The organism is Thermobrachium celere DSM 8682 (genome assembly GCF_000430995.1).
Taxonomy (GTDB): domain Bacteria; phylum Bacillota; class Clostridia; order Clostridiales; family Caloramatoraceae; genus Thermobrachium; species Thermobrachium celere.
In genome coordinates this window covers 1,843,062-1,866,698 of record NZ_HF952018.1, presented here as the reverse complement: position 1 = coordinate 1,866,698, position 23,637 = coordinate 1,843,062, and the positions used below count along the sequence as shown (strand labels likewise).

The window sequence follows — 23,637 nt, the reverse complement described above, 5'->3', positions numbered from 1 at the left end:
AGTTTCATTTAAATTGGGGTGATCTTATGTTTAAGAAGAGTTTAAAGCAGATTTTTACACAGCCGCTTATGGTACTTCCATTGTTTTTATGTAATTTATTTTCTAAAATTACCCTACCTGTTAAAAGGGAAATTGGTCTTGATAATGGTATGCCAGATTTAAATAGTATTATACAGACATATTCAAGTGAGATAATGACGGGATTTTTAATGTTTGTTTTATTAATTTTCATATCACCCTATTTAACAGCATGGACAAATTTAATGGTTAAAGATAAAGCGCTAAAGGATAATATAGATTTTAAGGGAAGTTTCAAGGAAGCATCAAAATATTATCTTAAAGTGCTTGTTGTATCTATAGCTTTAATTATGGGATTAATTATTTATGTTGTTGCATTTTTATTGATCATAATAAGCCTATTTTATGTTGCAGATAACGGTTCAGTAGGGATATTTATAATGGGGATAATATTTTTTATATTGATATTAGTATTTTTATCAATACTAGTAACACCTGTAATTCCTATTCTTGTTGTTGACAATGAAGGATTTACAGGAGCATTTAAAAAGTCATTTAAATTTGGACTTTCTAATTTCTTTAATATATTAGGTGTTTTTGTATTTACATTTATTATAATAGCGATAGCCAATATTATATTTACAAAAGTAGAATTTATGCAGACAATTTTTAACTCCTATTTCTCAACTTTAGTAACTGTTTATATAATAAATAAATATGTTGAAGATAAAATATGTTGTGAAGTTAATAGGAGTGAAATTACTATATCTAATGATGGTACATTAATAGAATAATAAATGGGGGCAGATTGCCCCTTTTTATTTTGACTTAATAATAACAAAGTTAATTTTACAAACAAAATATTAACATTAATACAATTTATTGACACTGGTATCTGGAACATTTAAAATAAAAATATATATTTTGGAAATAAATTTAGATTACCACCTTGACAGGTTATATTTATTTTATTATACTTTGATTATAAAAATATTTGATAATCAAAATATTGAGGTGGTACTGTGTCAAAGACATATACAGTATTAAATGAACTATTAGTAGAACTATTTAACGACATACTTATGATTGAACAGCAGGCTTTAAGATCAAAGGATTTTAATGATCTATCAATTACAGAAATCCATACAATTGAAGCAATAGGGATGTATGGAGATAAGACTATGTCAGAGGTTGCAGAAAAGCTAAACATAACAGTTGGAACATTAACTGTTGCGGTTAATAATCTTGAGAAAAAGGGATATGTAGAAAGAAGACGTTCAGAGGAGGACAGAAGAATAGTATATGTTCATCTAACAAATAAGGGTAAGCTTGCCTACAGAATGCATGAAAAATTCCATAGTGCAATGATAAATGAGGTAGTAGAGGGACTAACAGACGAGGAAGAAAAGATTTTAATAAGTTCCCTTGAAAAATTAAATAACTTTTTCAAGCAAAGGCTAAAAAAAATAGGTGGTGATGTTTAGTTGAAATTGATAGGTTTAGGGAGTTATGTTCCTAAAAGGGTTGTAAGTAATGATGAGCTTTCTAAATACGTAGAAACATCTGATGAATGGATAGTTACAAGAACAGGTATAAAGGAAAGAAGATTGTCAGAAGGCGAAAATACTTCAGATTTAGGAAGCATTGCTGCTAAAAGGGCAATTGAAATGGCAAATATAAGCCCAGAGGATATTGATCTTATAATAGTGTCAACAGTAACACCTGATTATTTTACTCCATCTACAGCCTGTGTTATTCAAAAGAACATAGGTGCAAAGAATGCAGCCTGCTTTGACCTAAATGCAGGTTGCACAGGCCTTATATATGGTCTTGTAACTGCAGAGGCAATGTTAAAAACATTAAATTATAGATATGCACTTATAGTTGGTGCAGAAACTCTTTCAAAGATAGTTGATTGGAAGGACAGAAATACCTGTGTCCTATTTGGAGATGGTGCCTCTGCCTGTGTTGTTGAAGCATCCGAAGATGGAGTATTAAGTATGTATCTTTCATCAGAGGGAGAAAAGGGTAAATACCTTGAGTGTAATGGACTTCCTTTAAATAACATTTTAATACAAAACGCGTGGGATAGTTTTGTAAGAATGGATGGAAGGGAAGTTTTTAAGTTTGCAACAAATGCGATAGTAAAATGCATAGACATTCTTCTTAAAAAGGCAAATTTAGAGAAGAAGGATATAGCATATGTTGTACCTCATCAGGCAAACATAAGAATTATTGACTATGCAGCAGATAAGACAGGTATAGGAAAGGAAAAATTCTATGTAAATATAGATAAATATGGAAATACATCATCTGCAAGCATAGGAATAGCTCTTTGTGAGATGCATGAAAAGGGAATGTTAAAGAAGGATGATAAGGTTGTTTTAGTTGGCTTTGGAGGAGGATTAACCTCAGGAGGCCTTATAATAAATTGGAGTATATAAGGAGGAGTTAAAAATGTTTGAAAAGATAAGAAATATAATAGCAGAACAATTAAATTTAGATGAAAGTGAAATAACAGAGGCAACTACATTTGAGGAATTAGGAGTAGATTCATTGGATCTTTTCCAAATATTAATAAGTTTAGAGGATGAATTTGGAGTTGAAATACCAAATGAAGATGCAGAAAATATCAAGACAGTAAAGGATGTAGTTGATTACATAAAGGAAAGAATAGGTGATGAATAATGATAAAGACAAAGCTTTGTGAACTTTTAAATATAGAACATCCAATTATTCAAGGTGGAATGGCTTGGATTGCAGACAGTAGCCTTGCGGCTGCTGTCTCAAATGCAGGTGGACTTGGAATTATTGCAGCAGGAAATGCACCAGCAGAAATAGTAAGGGAGGAAATAAGGAAGGCAAAGGCATTAACAGATAGGCCCTTTGGAGTTAACATAATGCTTTTAAGTCCACATGCAGATGAAATTGCAAAGGTTGTATGTGAAGAAAAGGTAGCTGTAGTTACAACAGGAGCAGGAAACCCAGGTAAGTATATTGAAATGTGGAAGGAAAATAATATAAAGGTAATACCAGTTGTCCCATCTGTTGCACTAGCAAAGAGAATGGAAAGAAGCGGTGTAGATGCAGTTATAGCAGAGGGGCATGAATCAGGAGGACATATAGGAGAGCTTACAACTATGGCACTTGTACCTCAGGTTGTGGATGCTGTTTCAATACCTGTTGTTGCAGCAGGAGGTATTGCAGATGGAAGAGGACTTTTAGCAGCCCTTTCTTTAGGTGCAGTTGGAGTTCAAATGGGAACAAGATTTTTAGTTGCAAAGGAATGTAACGTTCACCAAAACTACAAGCAGAGAGTCTTATCAGCAAAGGACATTGACACAGTTATCACTGGCTTATCAACAGGACATCCAGTTCGTTCATTAAGAAATAGATTTACAAGAGAACTATTAAATATTGAAAAACAAGGTCTTGATGCTGAAGTTTTTGAGCAAAAGGCAGCAGGATCTTTAAAGAGAGCTGCAGTAGATGGAGATATTGATTTTGGTTCTGTAATGGCAGGTCAAATATCAGGCCTAGTTAAAAAAGAGCAGACATGTAGAGAAATAATAGAGGAAATAATAGATGAGGCTTCAACTTTATATAAAGCTTTAGGTGGGATGGTGAAGTAGATGAAGATAGCCTATTTGTTTTCAGGACAAGGAAGCCAATATTTAAATATGGGAAGAGAACTTTATGAACTAAAGGAAGCAAGAGAAGTATTTGAAATAGTAAATGGAAGTGTCGATATAGATGTAGCAAAGCTTTGCTTTGAGGAGCAGGATAATATAAATAAAACAGAGTATGCACAGATTGCAATATTTACTGTAAGTATGGCAGCATTAAATATTTTAAAGTCAAAGGGAATAGATGTAGATGCTGGAATTGGTCTTAGCCTTGGAGAATATTCAGCTCTATGCTTTGCAGATAGTTTTACTTTAGAGGATGGTGCAAAGCTTGTTAGAAAAAGAGGAGAGATAATGGGAAGATGTGCACAAAAAGTAAAGGGCACAATGGCTGCAATAGTAGGGCTAGAGGATGGTTTAGTTGAAGATATATGTAAAAAGGCAGAGGATGTGGGATTTGTAAAACCAGCAAACTACAACTGTCCAAAGCAGGTTGTAATTGCAGGAGAAGAAGAGGCAGTTCTTAAGGCTATGAATATGGCAGAAGATTTAGGAGCAAAGGCTGTTAAGCTTAATGTAAGTGGTGCCTTCCATACACAAATGCTAAAGGATGCAAGTGAAGAATTCTATAGTATATTAAAAGAAATAGATATTAAAATGCCTAATAAAAAGGTAGTTTCAAATTTAAATGGAGATTACTACAAAAAGGATGACGATATAAGAGAAATGCTAAAAATGCAGATGGTATCTCCAGTATACTTTGAAAAGGGAGTAAAGAGGCTCATAGAAGATGGTTATGATACATTTATAGAGCTTGGGCCATCAAAGGTTTTAAGTGGATTTGTTAAAAAGATAGATAGAAAATTAACAACACTCAATGTTGAGGATTTAAAATCACTTGAAAAAACACTTGAGTATATTGGAGGTAAGTAATATGAGGGTGGCAATAGTAACTGGTGCAAGCCGTGGGATAGGAAGAGCAATTTCAATTGAGCTTGCCAAGATGGGAATAAATTTAGTTTTAAACTATAGAAAAAGTGAAGATGATGTTAAAGAGACAGTTGAAGAGGCAAAAAAGTATGGTGTAGATATTTTAACAGTAAAGGGAGATGTAAGCAACTATAATGATGCTAAGGCAATAGTAGATGAAGCTATTAATAAGTTTGGAAGGTTAGATATACTTGTAAATAATGCAGGGATAACAAAGGACACATTGATATTAAGAATGAAGGAAGAGGACTTTGATTCTGTTATAGATGTTAATCTAAAGGGAACTTTTAACATGATAAAGCATGCATCACCATATATAATGAAGTCAGAGTCAGGAAGGATAGTAAACATATCTTCGGTAATAGGACTTATTGGAAATATAGGGCAAGCAAACTATGCGGCATCAAAATCAGGTGTTATAGGACTTACAAAATCAGTAGCAAAGGAGCTTGCATCAAGAGGTGTTACAGTAAATGCTGTTGCACCGGGGTATATAGATACAGATATGACCAAGGTTTTAAATGATAAAGTAAAGGAAGGGATCAAAAACCTAATTCCACTAAAGAGAGTTGGAAGCGTAGAGGATGTTGCAAATTTAGTAGCATTTTTAGTTTCAGAGAAGGCGTCATACATAACAGGACAGGTTATAAATGTTGATGGCGGAATGGTTATGTAGGAGGTGTAGTATGAATAGGGTTGTTATAACAGGTCTTGGAGCAGTTACTCCACTTGGAAATAATGTAAAGGATTTTTGGAATGGGCTTAAAGAGGGGAGAAACGCTATAGATTTTATAAAATCCTTTGATTATCAAAATTTTAAAGCTAAGCTTGCTGCAGAAGTTAATATAAATATTGAAGATTATATTGATAAAAAAGAAGCAAGAAGAATGGATAGATTTACACAATTTGCCCTTATTGCAGCAAATGAGGCTGTTTTAGATTCAGGGCTTAATGTTGAAAATGTTGATAAATATAGATTTGGAGTGGTTTTAGGCTCAGGTGTAGGAGGAATAAAGACACTTGAGAATGAACACAAAACCCTTATAGAAAAGGGTCCGGGTAGAGTATCACCTTATTTTATTCCAATGATGATAAGCAACCTTGCAGCAGGTAATATAGCAATTAAATTTGGCGCAAAGGGTATAGCAAATACAGTAGTTACAGCCTGTGCATCAGGAACAAATGCGATAGGAGAAGCATTTAGACTAATAAAATCTGGAATGCTAGATGTAGCAATTACAGGAGGAACTGAGGCTGCTATAACTCCACTTGCACTTGCTGGTTTTAGTTCTCTTAAGGCATTAAGTTTTAGTGATGATAAAAATAGGGCATCAATTCCATTTGATAAAGAAAGAGATGGATTTGTAATGGGAGAAGGAAGTGGAATTCTAATACTTGAGAGTCTAGAGCATGCCTTAAAGAGAGGAGCTAAGATATATGCAGAGGTTGTAGGATATGGTGCAACCTGTGATGCTTACCATATTACAGCACCAGTTGAGACTGGTGAAGGTGCAGTGCGCTCAATGGAGATGGCAATAAAGGAGGCAGGTATTCAAGTTACAGATGTAGACTACATTAATGCACATGGAACAAGCACTCCATATAATGATAAGATTGAAACATTAGCAATAAAGACATTATTTAAAGAACATGCCTATAAATTAGCTGTTAATTCAACAAAGTCAATGATAGGACATCTACTTGGTGCAGCTGGAGCGGTTGAGGCTATTGTTTGTGTAAAATCTATTGAGGAGGACTTTGTACATCCTACAATAAACTTAAATGTAAAGGATGAAGAATGCGATTTAGATTATGTTCCACATACAGGACGTAGTATGAAGGTAAATTATGCATTGTCTAATTCATTAGGATTTGGTGGACATAATGCCAGCATATTATTTAAGAAATGGGAAGGTTGATATTATGGATACTAAAAAGCTTCAGGAACTTATAGAATGCGTAAGTAATTCTAATTTGACATATTTTGAATTTGAAGAGAGTGGAACAAAAATTGTAATGAAAAAGGAATGCGAAGGGTTTGTTATAAAGGAAGTACCAAGGCTAGAAAAGGCAATTACATTAGATAAAGTAGAAGAAAAACGAGAAGAAAGTGTAGAAGCTACAAAGCCACAAGATATTAGAGATGAAATAGTCGTAAAATCACCTATGGTTGGAACATTCTATAGTGCACCATCACCAGATTCTGAGCCTTTTGTAAAGATAGGGCAAAGAGTTAAGAAGGGTGATATACTGTGCATAATTGAAGCAATGAAGATAATGAATGAAATTGAAGCTGAGGTAGATGGTGTTATTGCAGCAGTGTGTGTTCAAAATGGTCAGATGGTGGAATACGGTCAAGCACTCTTTAGAATCCAAAAGGATGGTGAATAATATGCTTACAATAAATGATATAAAAAAAATAATTCCCCACAGATATCCATTTCTACTTGTGGATAGAGTGGATGACTTAGAGCCTGGGAAAAGGGCTGTTGGATATAAAAATGTAACTTTTAATGAGTATTTTTTCCAAGGTCATTTTGAGCAAGAACCAGTAATGCCTGGAGTTTTAATTATAGAAGCACTTGCACAAGTTGGTGCTATAGCTGTTTTGTCCCACGAGGATTATAAGGGTAAGATGGCATATTTTGGTGGAATAAATAATGCAAAATTTAGAAGAAAGGTAGTTCCAGGTGATGTACTAAAGCTTGAGGTTGAAATGATAAAGTTAAAATCAAGAGCGGGAGTTGGAAGGGCAGTAGCATATGTAGGAGATGAAATTGCCTGTGAAGCAGAAATTATGTTTATTACAGCATAGGCTGGAGGTTATGTATGAGAAGGATACTTGTTGCAAATAGAGGTGAAATAGCTGTAAGAGTAATAAGAGCATGTAGGGAGATGGGAATTGAAACAATAGCAGTATATTCAGAAGCAGATACTAATTGTCTACATGCACATCTTGCAGACCATGCAATTTGTATTGGTCCTGCTAAATCAAAGGACAGCTATTTAAATATGCAAAACATTTTATCAGCAGCATTAATGACAGGGTGTGATGCTATACATCCAGGCTATGGTTTTTTATCTGAAAATAGCAAGTTTGCAAAAATGTGTGAAGAATGTGGTATAAAATTTATTGGACCATCTGCTGAAGCAATATCTTTAATGGGTAATAAGTCAATAGCAAAGGAAACCATGAAGGCAGCAGGTGTTCCTGTAGTTCCAGGTTCAGATGGGGCAGTTGAATCTCTAGAAGAAGGACTTAAGATTGCAAAAGAAATAGGCTTCCCCCTTATGATTAAGGCCTCTGCTGGCGGTGGTGGTAGAGGTATGAGGCTCGTATATAAAGAAGAAGACTTTATACAAAATTTCAATGCCGCAAAACAAGAGGCAGAGGCCGCCTTTTCAGATGGAAGTCTTTATATTGAAAAATTTATAGAAAATCCAAGACATATAGAGTTTCAAATACTTGCGGATGAATATGGAAATATAGTTCATTTAGGTGAAAGAGACTGTTCTATTCAAAGAAGAAATCAGAAGGTCATAGAAGAGGCACCAAGTACCCTTTTAAGTGAAGGATTAAGAAAAAGAATGGGAGAAGCAGCAGTTTTGGCTGCAAAGGCTGTAAACTATAAAAATGCAGGAACAATAGAATTTCTTTTAGATAAAAATGGTAATTTTTACTTTATGGAGATGAATACAAGAATACAGGTTGAGCATCCTGTTACAGAACTTGTAACTGGAATAGATTTAATAAAGGAACAAATAAGAATAGCAATGGGTGAAAGGCTAAGGTTTTCTCAGGATGATATAAAAATAAAGGGACATGCTATAGAATGTAGAATCAATGCTGAAAATCCAGATAAGAATTTTATGCCATCACCAGGTGAAATAAAAAGGTTAATAGTTCCATCAGGTTTTGGTGTAAGATTTGATAGCCACATATATCAAGGATATAGAATACCTCCATATTATGATTCTATGATAGGAAAACTAATTGTATATGGAGAAACAAGGCAAGAGGCTATAAGCAGGATGAATAGGGCATTATATGAACTTATAATAGACGGAATTGATACTAATATAGAGTTTTTAACTAAAATAATAAATCATAAAGATTTTGTTGAAGGTAATATTGATACATCCTTTATAAAGAAAAACTTTGATATTTAGGGGGTGGCAGTATGATAGATAATATGTTTGACAGAAAAAAGGAATTAATATATGACAACACTACACCTAAAGTAGATATACCAGATGGACTATGGTTAAAGTGTGATAGATGTAAAAAGATGATATATAAAGACGATTTAGTTTCAACCCTTTATGTATGCACAAGTTGTGGATATCATTTTAGAATTACTGCACCCCAAAGAATTGAGATGCTGTGTGATGAGGGAAGTTTTGAAGAGATTGATAGAGATTTAGTAGGAGATGATCCATTAAATTTCCCGGGCTATAAACAAAAACTGGAAAAATTAAGGCAAGAAACAGGTTTAAATGAGGCTGTTGTAACTGGAATAGGAAGGATTAATGGTATTGAAGTTGCACTTGGAGTTATGGATAATAGATTTTTAATGGGAAGCATGGGATATGCTGTAGGTGAGAAAATAACAAGGCTTGTATATAGATCTATAGAAAGAAGATTGCCACTTATTATATTTACAACTTCAGGCGGAGCAAGAATGCAGGAAGGAATAGTATCTTTAATGCAGATGGCAAAAACCAGTGCAGCACTAGCTAAACATAACAAAGAGGGCCTTCTTTATATATCCTACTTAACTGACCCTACTACTGGAGGAGTTTCTGCAAGCTTTGCAATGTTAGGGGACATCATACTTGCAGAACCTGGAGCCCTAATTGGTTTTGCAGGACCTAGAGTTATTGAGCAGACAATAAGGCAGAGACTACCAGAAGGTTTTCAAACATCAGAATTTCTTTTAAAGCATGGATTTGTAGATAAGGTTGTAGATAGACGAGATATGAAGAGTTTGTTAACTAGCATATTAAAGATGCATGTGGGGGTGAGGTAATGTCTATTTTAGAATTAGATAGAAAAATAGAGGAGCTTGAATCAAAAATAGAGGAGCTTAGAATAATTTCAACTCAAAATAATATAGATTTAACAAGTGAAATAGAAAAGATGGAAAAAAAGCTCCTTGAATTAAGAAATGATTTATCAAATAAACTTACCCCATGGGATAGAGTAATGCTAGCAAGATTAAATGAAAGGCCAACAAGCCTTGACTATATAGAAATGATTTTTGACGATTTTATTGAGTTTCATGGAGATAGGTTATATGGAGATGATCCAGCTATTGTTGGAGGAATTGCCACATTAAATGGAATTCCTGTTACTGTAATCGGAGAACAAAAGGGAAGAAATACAAAGGAAAACCTATATAGAAACTTTGGTATGCCTCACCCTGAAGGATACAGAAAAGCACTAAGACTTATGAAGCAGGCTGAAAAGTTTAAAAGGCCTATTATAACATTTGTAGATACCCCAGGTGCCTACTGTGGAATTGGCGCAGAGGAGAGAGGTCAGGCAGAAGCAATAGCAAGAAACTTAATGGAGATGTCAACTATAGACACATTAAAGATTGCTATAGTAATAGGAGAAGGCTCAAGTGGTGGTGCCCTTGCAATATCTGTTGCAGATGAAATTTGGATGTTGGAGAATGCAGTATACTCAATTTTATCACCAGAAGGATTTGCAAGTATTCTTTGGAAGGACGCATCACGTGCAAAGGAGGCCGCTGATGTTATGAAAATGACGGCCTATGATTTAAAGGAGCTTGGAATTATAACTAGAATAATAAAAGAGCCAGCAGGAGGAGCTCACAAGGCCCCTCAAGTTGTAGCTGAAGAAATAAAGAGGAATTTACTTGAAGTATTACAAAAATAATATATTAAGTTACATGATGGATTTTTTAAGGCTTTCTAGATTAAGAATATAAATGTTAGATAGAAGCCTTAATATCCATCATTTTTTATTTCAATAATTAAATTTATTTAAAAAACAAATGGTTTAATGTATAATAAGTATGAAATATAAATTTTGGGGTTGGTTATATGTGGTTCATAGATTTAATTTATAAGGTAAGGGATATAATGGATACTAATGTTGTATTGTTACACAAAGATACAACATTAGCAGAAACAATTGATATAATGTTCAAAAACAGAAGAGAAGAAGTTTTAATAGTAGATGATAGAAAAGATTTAATAGGAATTTTTACAAAAATGGATATACCTACTCAAGATAATCTAGACAGGATAAGGAACAAAAAGATATATGAGTTTATGCAAAAAAATGTAATTACAATATCCCCAGATGACAATGTAAGAGATGCAAGAAATTTAATGCTGAGGTTAAATATAGGACGCCTACCAGTAATTGAAGGTAATAAAGTTATTGGGATATTAACAGCAACCAATATACGCGATAAGTTTTATTTAAGGATAGATGAGCTATTTGGTTTTCAGAAAAATATATTAGAAAATCTACATGAAGCAGTGTGTATTATAAATAAAAAGGGTGTTGTTATTTATTGGAATAAAAGTGCTGAAAAGCTATATAATATAAGTGCTGCTGAAATATTAGGTAAAAATATTTCCGAAATATTCCCAGATGCTTTAATTTTAAAGGCCCTAAAGGGAGAAAAAATAGAAAATGTCTATCATAAGCCCACAAAGGACAAGACTGTCATTTTAAGTGTAGTTCCTATATATAATACAAATAATGAAGTAATTGCTGCTGTTTCAACAGATAGAGACGTTACTGAAGTTGTAAATCTATCTGTTCAACTTGAAAATGAAAAGAAGAAGGTTGAGTTTCTAAAGAGCCAATACAACAAAGAGATAGCAGAAAAGTTTAGTTTTTCAAGTATTTATGGAAAAAGTAAAAAAATACTCGATGCGATATCAATAGCAAGAAGAGTAGCAAGTTCAAATGCTAGCGTTTTAATAATGGGAGAGAGTGGAACAGGAAAAGAGGTATTTGCAAAAGCTATCCATCAAGCAAGTGGAAGAGAAGGAAATTTTGTTGCAATAAACTGCAGTGCTATACCAGAGAACCTACTTGAAAGTGAATTGTTTGGTTATGTAGAAGGTGCATTTACAGGAGCCTTAAAAAAGGGTAAGATAGGTAAATTTGAATTTGCTAATAATGGTACAATATTTTTAGATGAAATAGGAGATATGCCACTTAATATGCAGGCAAAGCTTTTAAGGGTTCTTCAGGATGGAGTTGTATATAGATTAGGGGATGAAAAGCCTATAAAAATAAACGCAAGGGTTATTGCAGCAACAAATAAAAATCTAAATGAAATGATTAAAAAAGGGTTATTTAGAGATGACCTATACTATAGGCTATCAGTAGTTAACATATATCTGCCACCACTAAGAGAACGTAAAGAGGATATAAGAGAACTTAGTAATTTATTTTTTGACATGTATGCAAAGGAAGAAAATAAGGACATAGAATACATAGATGAAAAGGTTTATGATATTTTTGAAAATTATATTTGGGAAGGGAATGTTAGGGAATTAAAAAATGTTGTACAAAGAATGGTGGTACTATCCCAAAATGGAAGGATAACAACGGATTTAGTTCCTGAATATATACGTGAATCCGTTAAGGATGAACTGATAATTGATGAGTTTGATTTACAAAAGATGATAGAAAAGGTGGAGAGGGATACTATAAGGAGGGCTCTTGAACTTTCGAACGGCAATAAAAAGAAGGCAGCAGAGTTATTAAAAATAAAAAGAAGTACATTATATTACAAAATAGAACAATATGGTCTATGAGTGTCGAATTTTTAAACATCCGTGTCAGTAATTTGACACGGATGTTTTATTATTATTTTGTAATACTAAGAATGAATGCAGTTATATTTATAATGTCAAAATTTCGACATGAATATATAGAAAATTATGATAGGTGATTTAGAAATTATAGAAAAATTCTATTGTTTATTTTTTGGCATGGAAATTGCATGATAAATAATAAAAATGGAGGTGATAAAAAATGGGGGATATTTTTAGAATATATCTAAAAATGCATGCAGGTGCACCTTGTAAACCAATGGTTAAAGCTGGGGACGAGGTAAAAAGAGGACAACTAATTGCAGAACCAGAGGGATTAGGTGCAAAAATACATTCAAGTGTAGATGGAAAAGTAGTTGTTGTAAATGAAAAGTATATAGAAATAGAAGCTTCAAAAGTACAAACAGATGATTATGTAAAGATTAAAGAGTGTGATAGCATATGGGAATATGCCTATGAAGCAGGAATAGTTGGTGCTGGAGGAGCAGGTTTTCCAACCTATGTTAAGCTTCAAAGCAAATTAAATGGTGGATATGTTATTGCAAACTGTGTTGAATGTGAGCCTATTCTTCATCATAATATAAGCCTTATAGAAAAGCATCCAGAAAAGATAGTTAGAGGAATAAAATATGCTATGCAATCAACTGGAGCATCTAAGGGTTATATAGCTATAAAAGGAAAAAATGAAAGAGCTATCCAAAGATTAAAAGAGGTAATTAAGGATAGTGATAATATTGAAATAAAGATGCTTCCAGATATGTATCCAATGGGAGAAGAAAGAGCAATAATTCATGAGATTTTTGGCAGATGGCTTGAACCAACACAATTACCATTAGATGCAAATTGTGTTGTATTAAATACAGAAACACTTTACAACTTGACTGAAGCAGTAGAGGATAGAAAACCAGTTATAGACAAGGATGTAACTGTAGCTGGAAAATTGGTTAATGGACTTGGACCACATGTTATGTTAAGAGTTCCTATTGGTACTTCAATTAATAGTTTAATTGAAAAATGTGGTGGAATAGATGGAGAATATGGAGAAATAATCATAGGTGGTCCATATACAGGAAAAGCAGAGGAGTTAAAGGATGCATTTGTAACAAAGACATCAGGAGGAGCAATTGTAACAATTCCACTTCCAGAATTTAAAGGAAAAATAGGACTTTTAGTTTGTGCCTGCGGAGCAGATGAAGCAAGACTTAGAGATATTGCAAGTAAGATGAAATCTGAAGTTGTTGGTGTTACTAAATGTAAAAATGTAGTTGAAGTTAGAGGCACAAATAAATGTTTAACCCCTGGAGATTGCCCAGGACAGGCACAGGCTGTTATGTATTTGAAAAAGCAGGGAGCAGAGAGAATACTTGTTGCTAACTGCAATGACTGTACAAATACAGTTATGGGATGTGCTCCAAAGTTAAATATTCCAGTTTATCACCATGTTGACCATGCATTAAGAACGATGGATATGCCTATACCAAGAAGGCTTCCAATAGATAAAAAATAAAAAGGAGGTAGAAAAGTATGTCAATGAGTGCAGAAAAAGCTCAGAAGTTACTAAATGAGCCTGCGATTGTATGCTGCAGAACAGAAGAAGGAACAATAATTTCTGCAGATAATTTAGAGGATCCAGAAATTTTTCCTGATTTAATTGATTCAGGACTATTAACAATACCTGCAGATTGCTTAAAAGTAGGAGAAGTATTAGGTGCAAAGCTTTTAAAAACAATAGATGCTCTAACTCCATTAACTCCAGATCTACTAGAGGGAGTTAAGACTGCTTCTCAAAAGAATGAAGTAAAAGTAGATTTAAATGCAAAGGCAGTTTTAAAGGTAAACAAGAAGGCTAATGAAGTAATAACTGAAAAGGATTTAGAAAACCCAATTAATTTTGAGAAACTTGAAGATTCATTACTTATAAAGTTAACTGATGAGGTGTTAACTGTGGGAGATGTTTTAGGTAAGAAGTTAACTATGGATGTACCTGCTTTAACTCCAATTAAAGCAGAAATGATTGAAGGATATGTAAAACCAGTTGTTGAAGACGTTCAACAAGTTTCAGGAATTGTACCACAATCAACAGGTACATTAAAGATTAAAATAGCAGAAGGAAAGGGAATAGATATAGAAATTCCTTTATTTGCACCACAAGCTGTTCCAGCTGTTCAAAAGAAGAATGAAGCTGTTGCATTAAAGACTGAAGCAGTAGAAAAGAAGGAAGTTGAAGTTAAGAAAGAAGAAAAGGTTGAAGAAAAAGTAATAAGAAAACTTATAAGAAAGCATTATAAGATAACAGAAGTAAAGTTTGGACCAGAGACAAAGATTGAAGGAACTGTATTGTATATAAGAGAAGACATATGTAAGGATGCCCTAAAGGTAGACCATCTAGTAAAGGATATTAAAATAGATATAATCACTCCAGATAAATACAATACTTACAGTGAAACAATAATGGACGTTCAACCAATTGCAACAAAGGAAAAGGATTGCAAGTTAGGTACTGGAGTAACAAGAGTATTAGATGGTGTTATAGTAATGGTAACAGGTACAGATGAAAAGGGTGTTCAAATAGGAGAGTTTGGTTCTTCAGAAGGTATACTAGAAGAAAATATCATGTGGAATAGACCAGGTGCTCCAGATAAAGGTGAAATATTTATAAAGACACAGGTAGTAATTGCAGAAGGAACTAATATGGAAAGAGTAGGTCCTCTTGCAGCTCATAAGGCAACTGACTATATAACTCAAGAAATAAGAGATGCATTAAAGAAACTTGATGATAGTCTAGTTGTTGAAACAGAAGAACTAGTTCAAAAGAGAAGACCTGGCAAGAAGAAGGTAGTAATTGTTAAGGAAATAATGGGTCAAGGAGCAATGCATGATAATATAATTCTTCCTGTTGAACCAGTTGGAGTATTAGGTGGTAAGCCAAATGTTGACCTAGGAAATGTTCCTGTTGTGCTTTCACCACTTGAAGTATTAGATGGTGGAATTCATGCATTAACATGTATAGGACCTGCATCAAAGGAATGTTCAAGACACTATTTCAGAGAACCACTTGTAATTGAAGCTATGAATGATCCAGAAATAGATCTTTGTGGTGTTGTATTTGTAGGAAGCCCACAAATAAACAGTGAAAAGTTCTATGTATCAGAAAGACTTGGAATGCTAATTGAAACTATGGATGTTGATGGTGCAATTGTAACAACAGAAGGATTTGGAAACAACCACATTGACTTTGCAAGCCACATAGAGCAAATTGGTATGAGGGGTGTTCCAGTAGTTGGTATGTCCTTCTGTGCAGTTCAAGGAGCACTAGTTGTTGGTAATGAATACATGAAGTACATGGTAGACCTAAATAAGTCTGAACAAGGTATTGAAAATGAAGTTTTAGCATGCAACACATTATGTAAAGAAGATGCTGTAAGAGCACTTGCTATGCTAAAGACAGTTATGGCTGGTGAAGAGGTTAAGGCACCAGAAAGACAATGGAATCCAAATGTAAAGGAAAACAACTTAGAATTAATAGAAAAGGCATATAACACTAAGATAGAAAGAGTAGAAAATGAAACATCAATTCCTATGAGCCAAAAGAGGCTTGAAAAATATTCAACAAAGTAAGGTGTAAACGATGAAATATGCTGACAGAATTATTGAAATGTATGGCATAATAACAAAAATAGAAGATGGTGCTGTAACCATAGATTTAAAGGGAAGACTAGGATATATGAAGGTACCTATGAGGATGTTAATTACTGACTATCCATTAAAGGTTGGTCAGGAAGTAGGTTTTAAAATGAGCTTCTTAGAGGTTATATCACCAGAACCCAACTTAAAATATGTTAAAAATATAGAAAGAAAGGAAGGGAAAGAAGAATGAGCTTAACAGTTGTTAAGGGGTTACAATCAGAAATATACGTACCAATAACTCCTCCACCTGTTTGGGCTGAAGTTACAAAGCCACTAAAGGAAATGAAGGTAGCTTTAGCTACAGCAGCAGGAGTACACTTAAAGTCAGATAAGAGATTTAATTTAGCAGGTGACTTTACATTTAGAATTATACCAGGTGATTGCGATTCACACGACCTTATGGTATCACATGGTGGATATGATAATGGGGATGTAAATAAGGATATCAACTGTATGTTCCCAATTGATAGACTAAGAGAATTAAAGGCAGAAGGATTTATTAAGGAAGTTGCTGAAACTCATATAGGATTCATGGGTGGAGGTGGAAACCAAGATAAATTCAAAAATGAAACTGGACCACAAATTGCTAAAATCCTAAAGGAAGAAGGAGTTGACGCTGTTGTTCTAACTGCTGGCTGAGGTACCTGCCACCGCTCTGCTGTAATTGTACAGAGAGCGATTGAGTCGGTAGGTATACCGACTATAATAATAGCAGCTTTACCACCAGTAGTTAAGCAAAACGGAACTCCAAGAGCAGTTGCTCCACGTGTTCCAATGGGTGCAAACGCAGGTCGTCCAAACGATCCAGAAATGCAAAGAAATATATTAAAAGATGCATTAATTCAATTAGTTGAAATTCAAACTCCTGGAACAATAGTTCCACTTCCATATGAATATATAGCAAAGGTATGATTTAAAGCCCCCTTTTTAGGGGGCTCAAAATAAAAAAATAGGAAGTGGTGTTATGGAAGAGAGGGAATTAAGAAGATTAGTTATTAAGGCTTTTCATATCATAAATGTTAAATTTTCAACGAAAACTTTTATTGATTTAAAGTCGAAAACTCTTTTCTTAGATGAAAATCTACTACAAAGTTTAAATGTAGATAGAGAAATTATAAAAGATGCAAGACTATCAATAATTGAAAAAGATAAAAGAAATATTTTTGTCAATTCTATTCTAGATTTTAGCCCAATTGCAACTAAAGTACTTGGTAATTTAGGAGAAGGGATTACCCATGTTTTAACAGGGGTATGTTGTATGCTTACAGCAGTAGATGAAGAAGGTGTTCAAGTGGCAGAGTTTGGTTCATCTGAAGGTATACTAAGTGAACAAGTGGTATTTAACAGAGCTGGAACACCATCAGATGAGGATATAATAATTCATTTAGATGTTACTTTGAAAAAGGGACTTGGTACTATAAGAAAGGGTCCAACAGAAGCACATAAGTTGTTTGATTTAGTAATACAGGAAGTAAGAAAGAGTTTAAAGAAGTTAAATGGTAAAGACTGCGATGAAAAACACGAATATGTAGATAAAGTTCAAGTAGGAAAAAAGAGAGTTGTAATTATAAAACAGGTTGCAGGACAAGGAGCTATGTATGACACGCTGTTTTTACCTAATGAACCAGCAGGATTTGAAGGTGGGCGTTCAGTTATTGATATAGGAAACGTTCCAATAATATTAACTCCAAACGAATTTAGAGATGGTGCATTAAGAGCAATGCATTAGGTGGTGATGATATGGGTGTTGGTCCATCAACAAAGGAAACTACATTACATCATTTTAGAGATCCATTGCTTAAAGTAGTTTCAGATGATAAGGATATTGACTTAGTAGGAATTATGATAGTAGGTACACCACAGGAGAACGAAGATAAATACTTTGTAGGTAAGATGGCAGCAAGATGGTGTGAAGCAATGAGAGTAGATGGTGTAATTATATCAGTTGACGGATGGGGAAATAGTCATGTAGATTATGCAAATACAATAGAGGAAATAGGTAAAAGAGGTATACCAGTTGTAGGATTGAGTTTTATAGGAACTCAAGCTCAATTTGTTGTAAAAAACAAATATATGGATACAATAGTTGACTTTAACAAATCTAAAGAAGGAATTGAAACAGAAGTTGTAGGCGAAAACAATGTGACTGAAATAGATGCTAAAAAGGCGCTAGCTTTATTGAAACTAAAAATGAAAGGAGAGAGGTAGATATGAAGTCTATCAAATCAATCTATGCAGTAGATTCACACACAATGGGAGAACCGACAAGAATTATTGTAGGTGGAATACCTAAGATACCAGGAAATACAATGCCAGAGAAGAAAAAGTATCTAGAAGAACACATGGATCATATAAGAACAGCTGTTATGCTTGAACCAAGAGGACACAATGATATGTTTGGTTCAATAATAACTGAACCAACAAACAAAGAAGCGGATTTAGGAATAATATTTATGGACGGCGGCGGATATTTAAATATGTGCGGTCATGGTTCAATTGGTGCAGCTACTGTTGCAGTAGAAACTGGTATGGTTGAAGTTAAGGAGCCATATACAGAAATAGTTCTTGAAGCACCAGCAGGTCTTGTAAAGGCAAGAGTTAAAGTTGAGAATGGAAAGGCTAAAGAGGTTTCAATTGTAAATGTTCCATCCTTCCTATACAAGTCTGATGTTGAAGTTGAGGTTGAAGGATTAGGTAAAGTTACCCTTGATATTGCATTTGGAGGAAGTTTCTTTGCACTAGTTGATTCAACTCAATTAGGAATACAGATTTCCCCTAATAATGTTCAAAAATTAGTTGATGTTGCACTAAAGATTAGAAAGGCTGTTAATGAGTCAGTAGAGATACAACATCCAACACTATCACATATCAAAACTGTTGATCTTGTAGAGATTTATGGACCACCTACAAAGGAGGAAGCTACACTAAAGAATGTTGTAGTTTTTGGACAAGGTCAGGTTGATAGATCTCCATGCGGTACAGGTACAAGTGCAAAGATTGCCACTTTATATGCAAAAGGAAAGTTAAAAATGAATGAAGAGTTTGTATATGAAAGCATTTTAGGAACAATGTTCAAAGCTAGGGTAATAGGTGAAACAAAGGTGGGGGACTTTAATGCAGTAATTCCAGAGATTACAGGTAGTGCGTATATAACAGGGTTCAATCACTTTGTTATAGATCCTGAAGATCCTGTAAAGTATGGTTTTATTCTTAAGTAAATAAGTATTAAAAATATTTAAATATTCAGAAGTATGAAATTTAACAAAGTTTGTGTTACAATATTCATATATATTTTAAAAGAAAGGGGAATTATAAATGGTTAATCTAGTGTTGGGTTTATTGGTCGTATTGGCAGTCATTTTTACTTACTTCTTTGTAGTTGACGTAAGAAAGAAGATGAAGGAAGGGGAACTAGAAAAGGGTAACTTTTGGGCTCTAAGTGGAGTAGGTTTTGTAACAAACTTCTTTGACACATTAGGAATAGGAAGCTTTGCACCAACTACTGCATTATTTAAATTCTTTAACTTAACAGAAGACAGAACAATCCCAGGAACATTAAATGTTTCAATGACAATACCAGTTATTCTTGAGGCATTAATATTTATAAGAGTAATTGAAGTTGAACCAGTTACTTTAATTTCAATGCTTGCTGCAGCATCAATAGGTGCAGTTATAGGAGCAGGAATTGTTTCAAAGCTTGATGCTAAGAAGGTTTCACTAGGTATGGGAATTGCACTTGCAGTTGTAGCATTGGTTATGCTTGCAGGACAATTAAAGCTTTTCCCAGTAGGTGGAGATGCAATTGGCTTAACAGGTGGAAAATTAATCTTAGCAGTTGTAGCAAACTTCATATTAGGTGCACTTATGACAATAGGTATAGGTCTTTATGCACCATGTATGGCTCTTGTATATGCGTTAGGAATGAGCCCAAAGGTAGCTTTCCCAATTATGATGGGTTCATGTGCCTTCTTAATGCCTGCTGCATCAATTAAATTCATAAAGGAAGGTGCTTATGATAGAAAAGCATCAATTGCTATAACTATATTTGGTTCAATAGGTGTTCTAATTGCAGCATATATAGTAAAGGAATTACCACTATACTGGTTAAAATGGCTTGTTATAGTTGTTATAACATACACTTCAATTACAATGTTTAGAACAGCTAAGAAATATCAAAATAAAGATGTTACAATGTAATTTTAAAATATGATTTAGATTATAAATAAGGCCATGAACAATTTTGTTCATGGCTTTGTTGTCTTTATAACAAAAATAATATTGAAAAAATTCCTTCTTAAAATTTTGTAATTGAATAAATTCATTCTGTACATTATATTAAAAATGTGATAATATATAAAATGTCTGAAATTTTTAACATTTTGAAGGGGGTAACACTATGACTCAAACTAAGAGGCATCCAGCTGGATTTTGGTTGGTATCAACCATCCAAATGTTTGAAAGATTTAGTTATTACGGCATGAGAGGACTTCTAATGTTATTTTTGACAACTGAGGCTCTAAAAGGTGGTTTAGGACTAGATAAGGCTACAGCTGCAACTATCTATGCAAACTTTACAATGTTTGTTTATTTTGCTCCACTTTTAGGGGGATACGTTGCAGATAAATTCCTAGGTAAGAGAAATACATTCTTTATTGGTTCTATTATGATTTTCCTAGGAATGTTTGGTCTATTTATTGCTAATACTAAAATGATGGTTTATGTTGCACTTATACTTATTACTTTAGGAAATGGTTTCTGGAAGCCTAACATAACATCTATTGTTGGAGATTTTTATGATGATGATGACCCAAGAAAAGACGGAGCATATTCAATATTCTATACATTTATAAACATAGGTGCATTTGTTGCTCCATTAGTTTGTGGAACACTTGCAGAAAAGACTTTTGCTGTAACTAACGGAACTGAAGTTATAAGCTATGGTTATAAGTATGGTTTCTTAGCTGCAGGTATTGGAATGCTTATAGGTTCATTAATTTACTTAGTATCTTATAAGAACCTTCTTGGAGATGTAGGTAAACTAGGATTTGTAAAAACTGCTGAAAAGGAAGTTGCTGCTACTAACACTGTAGTTGAAAAGAGACCTTTAACTGTTCAAGAAAAGAAGAGGGTTGCAGCAATATTTATCTTATCACTTTTCGTAATTATCTTCTGGGCTGGATTTGAACAAGCAGGTTCAAGTTTAACTATATATACGAATGATTTTATAAACAGAAACGTTGGAGGCTTTGAAGTTCCAACAAGCTGGTTCCAATCAATCAATCCATTCCTATGTATCGTTTTAGGTCCAACATTTGCTTGGTGGTTCGTTCAATTATCAAAGAGACCAAAGGGTGATATTCCAACTCCTACAAAGATGGGATACGGTCTAATTATACTTGGTTTAGGATTTGCTCTAATGGTTGGAGCAGCATTACAAAGAGGAAATTCACCTGATCCATCAATTAAGGCAAGCATAATTTGGTTAATAGGTGCATATGTACTTCATACTGTTGGAGAAATGTTCTTGTCACCTGTTGGTTTATCAATGGTAAGTAAGCTAGCACCAAAGCAAATTGCAGCAATAATGATGGGAGCATGGTTATTTGCAACAGGTTTTGGTAACTATATCGCAGGAAAATCAGCTGCTTATGTTGAAACTTGGGGTGGATTACAAGTATTTGGATTTGTAACAGCTGTTACAGTTGGTGCAGGTATAATACTATGTTTAATAAGCCCATGGGTACAAAAGCTAATGGTTGAAGAATAATATATAAAATATAGATAAGTCACACCTAGGTGTGACTTATCTATTATTATGTTTGCTTAAAGGAAATAAATACAGACTTCTAGACAAATTGTCGTAATATTCGTATAATGAAGTTAACTAAATAAGGATAGGGTGATAATTATGCCAGTAACTATAAATGATGTTGCAAAAGAAGCTGGGGTATCTATTACAACAGTATCAAGAGTTATAAATGGTAACTATCCAGTAAAGAAGGAAACAAGAGAAAAGGTAGAAGCAGCTATAAAGAAGCTTAATTTTCAGCCAAATCCAATTGCTAGAAGTTTAGTGTCCAGAAAAACAAATAGTATTGGTATTGTTGTTCCTAGTATAACAAATATGTATTTTACTGAGGTTGTTGATGGTATTGAAAAATATGCAAGAGACCATGGATATGATATATTTTTAAATATAACACATGGTAATCATAAAAATGAGCAAGTTGCAGTAAATAAGTTCATTGAGAGATATGTGGATGGAATTATAGTTGTTGACCCTCAGACAGAAAACATTCTCTCAGGTTTTTACAATGATGTTGTAGGAGAAATTCCAGTTGTATTTGTAAATGGTTATCATGAGAATATTGATTTAAGTTTTGTTATAAGCAGTGAAGAAAAGGGTTTTACAGCTGCCCTTAAACACTTATATAAAAAGGGACACAAAAATATCATATTTGTTAGAGGAGATAGTAGTTATTCCTATGATATCAAAGAAAAGATTTATAAAGAATTTGTAAAGAGTATTGGAAGTAAAGAGGTTGTTATATCAGTTAATGCAGGAAATAGTATTGAAGTTGTTGAAAATACAAAAAATGCTTTAATAAAATTTTCAAAAGATATAAAGATAGGTTTAGATTATACTGCACTTATAGCTTGTAATGACCTAATGGCTACAGGTGCACTAAATGCTTGTCATGAACTTGGAATAAAGGTTCCAAACGAATTTTCAATAATAGGCTTTGATAACATTGTTTTATCACAAATGACTTCACCAAAACTATCAACAGTAGATCAAAACATGAGAAAATTAGGAGAAAAGTCAGCAGAATTATTATTAAACTATATTGAAAAGGGTTATGAGGTTGATAAGGTTTTGGTAGAGACAAAGTTAATATTAAGGGAGAGTTGCAAATAAGGATGTTATGGCATCCTTATTTTAATGTTTTTTAACCAATTTAAAAAGGTTCATTGTAAAATTAAATGCAACAGATAAAAAATATTAAAACCATAGTGAAAATCATGTATGATATAGGTGTCAAATCCAAACATACAGGAGGTTTTCACTATGGTTGATAAAATTAATTCTAACACAACTGTACGTTCTTTTAAACACCTAAATAGCTATGAGCGTGGAGAAATTTATGCATTACTAAAAGAAGGTAAAAGTATTCGCTATATTGCTAAAAAATTAGGACGTAGTCCAAGTACTATCTCCCGTGAAATTAAACGTGGTACTACCTTACAGCTTAAAAGTGATTTATCTACATTTACAAGTTATTTCCCTGAAACAGGTCAGGCTGTATATGAAAATCATCGCTCAAATTGCGGAGCAAAAATTAAAATAGCTACAGCCGAAGCTTTTATAAAGTATGCAGAAACAAAAATTCTTAAAGATAAATGGTCCGTCGATGCTGTAGTAGGTTATTGTAAAAATGACCCTGCTTGGAAGGATAAATATATTGTTTCTACTAAAACATTGTAC

At 33.6% G+C, this 23,637-nt stretch carries 25 protein-coding genes; all 25 read left to right on the top strand.

Annotated elements, in window-relative coordinates; all coding sequences use genetic code 11:
- Window positions 1-26 precede the first annotated feature (26 nt).
- Window positions 27-812: a DUF7847 domain-containing protein gene (locus TCEL_RS09770; protein WP_018663620.1), complete on the top strand. Its 786-nt coding sequence runs from the start codon at window positions 27-29 to the stop codon at window positions 810-812.
- Between the two features lie 288 nt (window positions 813-1,100).
- Window positions 1,101-1,502 carry a MarR family winged helix-turn-helix transcriptional regulator gene (locus TCEL_RS13860; RefSeq protein ID WP_373867048.1) on the top strand — a complete coding sequence of 134 codons (402 nt, stop codon included), beginning with the start codon at window positions 1,101-1,103 and terminating at the stop codon, window positions 1,500-1,502.
- Window positions 1,503-2,462 carry a beta-ketoacyl-ACP synthase III gene (locus TCEL_RS09760; RefSeq protein WP_018663616.1) on the top strand — a complete coding sequence of 320 codons (960 nt, stop codon included), beginning with the start codon at window positions 1,503-1,505 and terminating at the stop codon, window positions 2,460-2,462.
- Between the two features lie 13 nt (window positions 2,463-2,475).
- Window positions 2,476-2,706 carry an acyl carrier protein gene (gene acpP / locus TCEL_RS09755; protein WP_018663614.1) on the top strand — a complete coding sequence of 77 codons (231 nt, stop codon included), beginning with the start codon at window positions 2,476-2,478 and terminating at the stop codon, window positions 2,704-2,706.
- Window positions 2,706-3,650, top strand: a complete 945-nt coding sequence (gene fabK, locus TCEL_RS09750) for an enoyl-[acyl-carrier-protein] reductase FabK (RefSeq protein ID WP_018663612.1) — start codon at window positions 2,706-2,708, stop codon at window positions 3,648-3,650. Before acpP ends, fabK begins: the two co-directional genes overlap by 1 nt.
- Complete coding sequence (gene fabD, locus TCEL_RS09745) at window positions 3,651-4,577, top strand: ACP S-malonyltransferase (RefSeq protein WP_018663611.1); 927 nt, start codon at window positions 3,651-3,653, stop codon at window positions 4,575-4,577.
- A 1-nt stretch (window position 4,578) separates the two neighbouring features.
- Complete coding sequence (fabG, locus tag TCEL_RS09740; protein ID WP_018663610.1) at window positions 4,579-5,310, top strand: 3-oxoacyl-[acyl-carrier-protein] reductase; 732 nt, start codon at window positions 4,579-4,581, stop codon at window positions 5,308-5,310.
- A 10-nt stretch (window positions 5,311-5,320) separates the two neighbouring features.
- A complete protein-coding gene (gene fabF, locus TCEL_RS09735) occupies window positions 5,321-6,553 on the top strand; it encodes a beta-ketoacyl-ACP synthase II (protein WP_018663609.1) in 1,233 nt (410 codons plus the stop codon).
- 4 nt (window positions 6,554-6,557) lie between these two features.
- The gene (gene accB, locus TCEL_RS09730) at window positions 6,558-7,025 is read left to right on the top strand and encodes an acetyl-CoA carboxylase biotin carboxyl carrier protein (RefSeq protein ID WP_040684021.1); all 468 of its coding nucleotides are present in this window, start codon (window positions 6,558-6,560) and stop codon (window positions 7,023-7,025) included.
- A gap of 1 nt (window position 7,026) precedes the next feature.
- Window positions 7,027-7,449, top strand: coding sequence for a 3-hydroxyacyl-ACP dehydratase FabZ (gene fabZ / locus TCEL_RS09725; RefSeq protein WP_018663607.1), 423 nt, complete (start codon window positions 7,027-7,029; stop codon window positions 7,447-7,449).
- Between the two features lie 14 nt (window positions 7,450-7,463).
- A complete protein-coding gene (locus TCEL_RS09720; RefSeq protein WP_018663605.1) occupies window positions 7,464-8,804 on the top strand; it encodes an acetyl-CoA carboxylase biotin carboxylase subunit in 1,341 nt (446 codons plus the stop codon).
- Window positions 8,805-8,827: 23 nt separating this feature from the next.
- Window positions 8,828-9,664, top strand: a complete 837-nt coding sequence (gene accD / locus TCEL_RS09715; RefSeq protein WP_156874055.1) for an acetyl-CoA carboxylase, carboxyltransferase subunit beta — start codon at window positions 8,828-8,830, stop codon at window positions 9,662-9,664.
- Between the two features lie 5 nt (window positions 9,665-9,669).
- Window positions 9,670-10,539, top strand: coding sequence for an acetyl-CoA carboxylase carboxyltransferase subunit alpha (locus TCEL_RS09710; protein WP_084739363.1), 870 nt, complete (start codon window positions 9,670-9,672; stop codon window positions 10,537-10,539).
- Window positions 10,540-10,706: 167 nt separating this feature from the next.
- A complete protein-coding gene (prdR, locus tag TCEL_RS09705; protein WP_018663599.1) occupies window positions 10,707-12,446 on the top strand; it encodes a sigma-54 dependent transcriptional regulator PrdR in 1,740 nt (579 codons plus the stop codon).
- A 220-nt stretch (window positions 12,447-12,666) separates the two neighbouring features.
- Window positions 12,667-13,971 (top strand): proline reductase-associated electron transfer protein PrdC, encoded by a 1,305-nt coding sequence (prdC, locus tag TCEL_RS09700; RefSeq protein WP_018663597.1) that lies wholly within the window; start codon window positions 12,667-12,669, stop codon window positions 13,969-13,971.
- A gap of 17 nt (window positions 13,972-13,988) precedes the next feature.
- Window positions 13,989-16,082, top strand: a complete 2,094-nt coding sequence (prdA, locus tag TCEL_RS09695; protein ID WP_018663595.1) for a D-proline reductase (dithiol) proprotein PrdA — start codon at window positions 13,989-13,991, stop codon at window positions 16,080-16,082.
- Between the two features lie 10 nt (window positions 16,083-16,092).
- Complete coding sequence (locus TCEL_RS09690) at window positions 16,093-16,341, top strand: CBO2463/CBO2479 domain-containing protein (protein WP_018663593.1); 249 nt, start codon at window positions 16,093-16,095, stop codon at window positions 16,339-16,341.
- Complete coding sequence (gene prdB / locus TCEL_RS13240; protein ID WP_018663588.1) at window positions 16,338-17,063, top strand: D-proline reductase (dithiol) protein PrdB; 726 nt, start codon at window positions 16,338-16,340, stop codon at window positions 17,061-17,063. Before TCEL_RS09690 ends, prdB begins: the two co-directional genes overlap by 4 nt.
- A 52-nt stretch (window positions 17,064-17,115) precedes the next feature.
- The gene (gene prdD / locus TCEL_RS09675) at window positions 17,116-17,880 is read left to right on the top strand and encodes a proline reductase cluster protein PrdD (protein ID WP_018663585.1); all 765 of its coding nucleotides are present in this window, start codon (window positions 17,116-17,118) and stop codon (window positions 17,878-17,880) included.
- Window positions 17,881-17,891: 11 nt separating this feature from the next.
- Window positions 17,892-18,359, top strand: coding sequence for a glycine/sarcosine/betaine reductase component B subunit (locus TCEL_RS09670; protein ID WP_018663583.1), 468 nt, complete (start codon window positions 17,892-17,894; stop codon window positions 18,357-18,359).
- A gap of 2 nt (window positions 18,360-18,361) precedes the next feature.
- Window positions 18,362-19,369 carry a proline racemase gene (locus TCEL_RS09665; RefSeq protein WP_018663582.1) on the top strand — a complete coding sequence of 336 codons (1,008 nt, stop codon included), beginning with the start codon at window positions 18,362-18,364 and terminating at the stop codon, window positions 19,367-19,369.
- A gap of 97 nt (window positions 19,370-19,466) precedes the next feature.
- Window positions 19,467-20,348: a sulfite exporter TauE/SafE family protein gene (locus TCEL_RS09660; protein ID WP_018663580.1), complete on the top strand. Its 882-nt coding sequence runs from the start codon at window positions 19,467-19,469 to the stop codon at window positions 20,346-20,348.
- A 199-nt stretch (window positions 20,349-20,547) separates the two neighbouring features.
- The gene (locus tag TCEL_RS09655; protein ID WP_018663578.1) at window positions 20,548-21,918 is read left to right on the top strand and encodes a peptide MFS transporter; all 1,371 of its coding nucleotides are present in this window, start codon (window positions 20,548-20,550) and stop codon (window positions 21,916-21,918) included.
- Between the two features lie 141 nt (window positions 21,919-22,059).
- On the top strand, window positions 22,060-23,070 hold the full coding sequence (locus TCEL_RS09650) for a LacI family DNA-binding transcriptional regulator (RefSeq protein WP_018663576.1): 1,011 nt from the start codon (window positions 22,060-22,062) through the stop codon (window positions 23,068-23,070).
- Window positions 23,071-23,220: 150 nt separating this feature from the next.
- On the top strand, window positions 23,221-23,637 hold a 417-nt coding region (locus TCEL_RS09645; protein WP_040683811.1), incomplete at its 3' end, for a helix-turn-helix domain-containing protein.

Bases quoted from the DNA above. Each gene is read 5' to 3' on its own strand.
- prdA (WP_018663595.1), top strand. From the start codon at position 13,989: ATGTCAATGAGTGCAGAAAAAGCTCAGAAGTTACTAAATGAGCCTGCG.
- TCEL_RS09660 (WP_018663580.1), top strand. From the start codon at position 19,467: ATGGTTAATCTAGTGTTGGGTTTATTGGTCGTATTGGCAGTCATTTTT.
- fabK (WP_018663612.1), top strand. From the start codon at position 2,706: ATGATAAAGACAAAGCTTTGTGAACTTTTAAATATAGAACATCCAATT.
- prdC (WP_018663597.1), top strand. From the start codon at position 12,667: ATGGGGGATATTTTTAGAATATATCTAAAAATGCATGCAGGTGCACCT.
- acpP (WP_018663614.1), top strand. From the start codon at position 2,476: ATGTTTGAAAAGATAAGAAATATAATAGCAGAACAATTAAATTTAGAT.
- accD (WP_156874055.1), top strand. From the start codon at position 8,828: ATGTTTGACAGAAAAAAGGAATTAATATATGACAACACTACACCTAAA.
- TCEL_RS13860 (WP_373867048.1), top strand. From the start codon at position 1,101: ATGATTGAACAGCAGGCTTTAAGATCAAAGGATTTTAATGATCTATCA.
- prdR (WP_018663599.1), top strand. From the start codon at position 10,707: ATGTGGTTCATAGATTTAATTTATAAGGTAAGGGATATAATGGATACT.
- TCEL_RS09690 (WP_018663593.1), top strand. From the start codon at position 16,093: ATGAAATATGCTGACAGAATTATTGAAATGTATGGCATAATAACAAAA.
- TCEL_RS09650 (WP_018663576.1), top strand. From the start codon at position 22,060: ATGCCAGTAACTATAAATGATGTTGCAAAAGAAGCTGGGGTATCTATT.
- TCEL_RS09770 (WP_018663620.1), top strand. From the start codon at position 27: ATGTTTAAGAAGAGTTTAAAGCAGATTTTTACACAGCCGCTTATGGTA.
- TCEL_RS09670 (WP_018663583.1), top strand. From the start codon at position 17,892: ATGGGTGTTGGTCCATCAACAAAGGAAACTACATTACATCATTTTAGA.
- TCEL_RS09655 (WP_018663578.1), top strand. From the start codon at position 20,548: ATGACTCAAACTAAGAGGCATCCAGCTGGATTTTGGTTGGTATCAACC.
- accB (WP_040684021.1), top strand. From the start codon at position 6,558: ATGGATACTAAAAAGCTTCAGGAACTTATAGAATGCGTAAGTAATTCT.
- fabF (WP_018663609.1), top strand. From the start codon at position 5,321: ATGAATAGGGTTGTTATAACAGGTCTTGGAGCAGTTACTCCACTTGGA.
- TCEL_RS09720 (WP_018663605.1), top strand. From the start codon at position 7,464: ATGAGAAGGATACTTGTTGCAAATAGAGGTGAAATAGCTGTAAGAGTA.
- fabD (WP_018663611.1), top strand. From the start codon at position 3,651: ATGAAGATAGCCTATTTGTTTTCAGGACAAGGAAGCCAATATTTAAAT.
- prdD (WP_018663585.1), top strand. From the start codon at position 17,116: ATGGAAGAGAGGGAATTAAGAAGATTAGTTATTAAGGCTTTTCATATC.
- TCEL_RS09665 (WP_018663582.1), top strand. From the start codon at position 18,362: ATGAAGTCTATCAAATCAATCTATGCAGTAGATTCACACACAATGGGA.
- fabG (WP_018663610.1), top strand. From the start codon at position 4,579: ATGAGGGTGGCAATAGTAACTGGTGCAAGCCGTGGGATAGGAAGAGCA.
- fabZ (WP_018663607.1), top strand. From the start codon at position 7,027: ATGCTTACAATAAATGATATAAAAAAAATAATTCCCCACAGATATCCA.